Source organism: Desulfobacterium sp. N47 (genome assembly GCF_051233685.1).
GTDB lineage: Bacteria > Desulfobacterota > Desulfobacteria > Desulfobacterales > RPRI01 > RPRI01.
Window position 1 is genome coordinate 1 of the sequence record NZ_JBAMMY010000321.1, and the last position, 4569, is coordinate 4569.

The window sequence follows — 4569 nt, forward strand, 5'->3', positions numbered from 1 at the left end:
GTGCGCTGAGAAAAGATGGTTACGTCTCCACTGCCCTGAACGATTGGCTGAAGTAATTAAAGGAGTCAAATTTGTGAATGGAATTGAAAAAAAATGGATCGCCGCCTAATTATTCCATACACAACTCTTGACTATAACTCACCTTATTCCAGTCGACATTTTTAGTATCGTACTTAATTTCAATTTTCATCGTTCTTTTTCCAATGCATAACGCCCGGCTGAGCCGAGCCCTGGCTGGGGCTTCTGCTCCAGCCGATTGTTCCCGAGCGCGAGTCAGCGCGCGAGGGAATAATCAGGCTCGGCTCAGCCGGGCGTTCCCGAAGCGCGCAGCGCTTCGGGAACAATTAATATACCTACTTGGTTTTTCGCGCTTTTCGGAGGAAATAATACTCTTTTTAAAAAGGAATGCAAAGAAAAAGTGCTTTAAATCCAGCAAAATGAACTTTTTCTACTTGGTATTTTGTGGTAATATCGCACTTAAGCCAAGTTGGTATATTATGTAAAATCTGTCCGACAGTAAGAAAAATGATGTTCTTCCGGCGATCCAGAAATTCCTTTCAAAAAAGATATTGGCGTCAGGGCATAAACTTTGCTATTGAGACTTGGAAAGTTCTCATAACCATTTTCAAGAGAAATGAGCAAACATGATCGCAATTATCGAATATAATGCCGGAAACATTACCAGTGTGGCGCGGGCGCTGCATGCCATCGGCCAGGATTTTGTCATTACGGATGATACAAAAATGCTCGATGCTGCGTCCCATGCTATTTTTCCGGGGGTCGGCGCGGCGGGCGAAGCAATGGCTTATCTGAAGCACAAGGGGCTGGATGCGTGGCTGAAAACCTGTTTTCAATCGGGAAAGCCGATCATGGGTATTTGTCTTGGCACGCAGATTATTCTGAATCAATCCGAAGAAAACGACACAAACTGCATTGGTCTGGTTGACGGTGTGACGAAGCGCTTTCCTGAAAATCTGCAGGCGGCAGGCCAGACTTTGAAGATTCCGCATATGGGGTGGAACAGTGTTGCTCTGAAACGCCATCACCCGTTATTTGAGGGTATCGATCCTGCGGCGTGGAATAAAAAGGGGACGGTTCGTAAAAAGGGGACGGTTCTATTTATTTTCAACATCTGACTTTTCCTTCCTCGGACGTCCCCGCTTCTTGATCCCGGCATCAAGCTTGTATTGCTTATGCACATCCTGGATGAACGCACTGCCGCCGTATATCGTCCGATGATCCATCTCGCCACGCATTGATTCAGGCTGGCGCTGCATCTTCTGAACAAAAGAACGGTATTCTTTTCTAACCGATTCGTCAGTCGAAAGTTTATCAAAGATAATGTGCCTATCAATTAAATCATCTTTTTTGCCGTAAGCATTAATCCCATAACTGCTCCATGGATAATCCTTCGGAGCTTTCACCATCCCGGCACGAACAGGGTTCAATTCCACGTAGCTGCCGCAAGCCAAAAGATATTCATCCTTGGAAATGATTATACTCTTATACCTGTCCTGCCAGAAGTGACCTGTATATTTGTATTTCTTTTTGTAGTGTTGGGCATAGGAGAGGTTAATGCTTATTATTCCCTCTGGTCAGGACATGATAAACAAACTCTTTCGGTGCTATTCTTGCTGATCTCGGCATAGTTTGTCACTACCAAATCCCGGCATTCCTGTCAATAAATAGAACCGTCCCCTTTTACTCCCTCCTAGCCCTAACCGGTCATTCGCACCAATATTTCCATGACCCCACCCGAGACCACCGGAATCACCACGTTGTCATTCAAAAACAGCGGCAGGAGTTCCACGCCGGCGGCAACTATAGCTCCGGCACATAGAAGACCGAACGGTAGTTGGAGTGCTGTCAGATTCAGCAAGACACCCGCCACAACCGCAGCAGCAACAAAGGCCAGTGTTCCTTCCAGACTCTTCTCCCCGACAATCTTCGTCCGGCCAAGTTGTTCTCCAATCATTGTTGCCGTTACATCCCCGCAAGCGAGAAACAAAATGGCCGCCGTCGCTATGTCGGTCCGATAAAACAAAAACGTCAGGCCGACGCCAAGCACATAGGGTAACACTCCAGTCAGTTTATTTCCCTCGTTCGTCCTTATAAAGCCGCCGAATCGTTTTTGTATAAATTGGTTAAATCCGACAACCCTGAGACGGGTTATTTCAAAGACAAAGACAGCCATGGCGATGAGACCATAGCAGATCAGCGCGTCTCGCCGTCCAACCAGGTAATAAAGTGAAAGCAGCCCGAGACCACCGAAGAGGTGAAATAATTTTCGCCCGATATGTTTCATGATGAAATGATTTATCTAACCTTCCTCATTTTATTGAGTCAACTGAGCTTTTGCTGCTATCGTGCGACCCTGTGTCATATAACCGGCGAACTCATCAGCCGTCAAGGCATTGTATAGCCCATGTTTATAAAGATAGCTGGCGACTTGATAATAACTTATGGTTTCTGTAATCGGTTCCGCATCGAGGGGCATTTTTGTCATTGAGCGACTCGTGAAGTCATAGCGATATGTGACAGTCTTGCGCACCGTCTTTAAAACGACGAATTTGCCTTCTTCAATGTGTCCTAATGTCTGGTAATTGCCGATAATGGCATCTCCCTCCTCGGGAGGAGTGGAACGTATGTCATGACCGAAAAAGCGACTTGGATAGCTCCAGTTCAGAAGCCCGAGCAAGGTGGGCGCGTAATCAATCTGACTTGAAATAGTTTTTATATGGCCGGTCGGCAGTTGTCCTCCGGGCGCATAGATGATGAGCGGTATGTGGTAGTTTTCAACAGGCAACGCTGTCTTCCCCGCGCTTCCAGCACAATGGTCGGCAACGATGACGAAGACGGTATTATTAAACCATGGTTTTGAGCTTGCATCTCTGATGAATTTGCCGATGGCGTAGTCTGAATATTTTATGCCGCCGCGACGTTCCGATGTTTTAGACGGCAAGTCGATGCGTCCTTCTGGGAAAGTGAAGGGCCGGTGATTTGATGTCGTCATGACAAAAAAATAGAAAGGTTTCCCCTTCGCATGGATGGCATCGGCTTCACGCATCGTCCAGCGATACAAATCTTCATCGCAAGCGCCCCATACGTTTGCAAAGGTTACATCATCTCGGCTTACGGCGTTGCGGTCAATGACTTTATAACCATTGTTGCCGAAGAAATAGTTCATGTTGTCGAAATAACCGAATCCGCTATAGAGAAACGCTGTGTCATACCCTTTCATGCGAAATATTGAGCCGAGGGTAAATAATCCTTCATTATGAGGACGTTTCACCAGAGAACGACCCGGCGTAGGCGGCAACGATAGGGTCAAGGCTTCCATTCCGCGATCTGTGCGTGTTCCGGTAGCGTAGAAATTATCAAACACCAGACTCTTTTGTTCAAGGGCCGATAGGTTCGGTGTCAGGTTTGCATAGGGACCTGTATTATCGAGGAATTCAGCACTCAGGCTTTCCACTGTAATCTGAATAACATTCAAATTAAGTTCCGGGCCTTCTTTGGAATAGAACCTTAGCGTGTCCTTCTCTTTAGGTCTCAATAATATGGACCCGTCCTCCACCAATTCTCCGCGCATGAATTGAAATGCCTTATCAACAGGAATAGTCGGGAAAAACCGGTTAAAATCGAGTTCATTTTCTTTGAATGCAACAAATAACGACCACAAGCCATTTTTCCCAAGTTCTCTGTTATAATTGTTGGCGAAGTCAGGTAGCCAGTTTTGATTGATTATTAACCCCACTGCAATAGCACCGGCGCAGGCAAAAGCTCCAAATTTATAACGGTTCCCGGCAGGCGCTGTCGAGTTTGCCGCCAAAATGGCAGGAAGCCCAGTGCGCCAGATGACTATATGTAATATCAATGATAATAGGGCGATACCGCTAAGTATCAACGGCATGGGGTAGGATTCGAAAATGTTGTCAATTACTTCTTTAGTGTAGACAAGATAATCCACGGCAATGAAGTTAAATCTTACTCCGAATTCATCCCAGAATACCCATTCGGCGGCCAAACAAAACAACATAGAATAAAGAAAAATAAACAAGATCGCCTGCATCGCGATCCGACCCCATCGACGCTCAAAGAAATGCTCGGGCAAGACCATCTGAAGCAGGATAAAGGGTATCGCTAACCAGGAAGCCGTACCAATATCATAAATGAGTCCCCAGCCAAAAGCTGCCAAAAGGCTCAAGTCCCAGGATATTTCCTGAGCAGACTTTATCATCAAGACGATTCTAGTTATAAATGAGAACGCGAAAAAGATGGCAAGAAGCAGAATTATTCCACCATTCCTTTTTTTAAGGCACGCAGAAAATGCAGAAGGAAGTTTATTGAATTGGCTTGTTTTCACCTGAAAATGTACCTCTAACTTATTGTATTCATTTATCTACGCCAGTATTAACTATAGTTTATAACAAGTTATTCACCAGTTCCGTTGATCTTATAATTTCGTATGATCAACATAAAGATGAAATTTTTTTTCGTAAAATTAAAAATAACTCTGAAAAACATCCTTACGGTTTTATACTATTATATTAATAATATATGTAATTA

4 protein-coding genes are annotated in these 4569 nt (G+C 44.9%); 1 reads left to right on the forward strand and 3 read right to left on the reverse strand.

Annotation, left to right across the window (positions count from 1 at the left end):
• Window positions 1–644: 644 nt before the first annotated feature.
• Entirely contained in the window at window positions 645–1136 is a 492-nt protein-coding gene (gene hisH, locus VXK47_RS20435; protein WP_435550636.1) for an imidazole glycerol phosphate synthase subunit HisH, read from the forward strand.
• On the opposite strand, the gene VXK47_RS20440 is transcribed toward hisH, so the two are convergent.
• The 3 genes from VXK47_RS20440 to VXK47_RS20450 form a co-directional block, all read right to left on the reverse strand.
• The gene (locus VXK47_RS20440) at window positions 1116–1472 is read right to left on the reverse strand and encodes a hypothetical protein (protein ID WP_435550637.1); all 357 of its coding nucleotides are present in this window, start codon (window positions 1470–1472) and stop codon (window positions 1116–1118) included. The two genes, hisH and VXK47_RS20440, sit on opposite strands and share 21 nt — an antisense overlap.
• Before the next feature lie 245 nt (window positions 1473–1717).
• Window positions 1718–2305, reverse strand: a complete 588-nt coding sequence (locus VXK47_RS20445) for a diacylglycerol/polyprenol kinase family protein (protein ID WP_435550638.1) — start codon at window positions 2303–2305, stop codon at window positions 1718–1720.
• 30 nt (window positions 2306–2335) lie between these two features.
• On the reverse strand, window positions 2336–4240 hold the full coding sequence (locus tag VXK47_RS20450; RefSeq protein ID WP_435550639.1) for an LTA synthase family protein: 1905 nt from the start codon (window positions 4238–4240) through the stop codon (window positions 2336–2338).
• Window positions 4241–4569 lie beyond the last annotated feature (329 nt).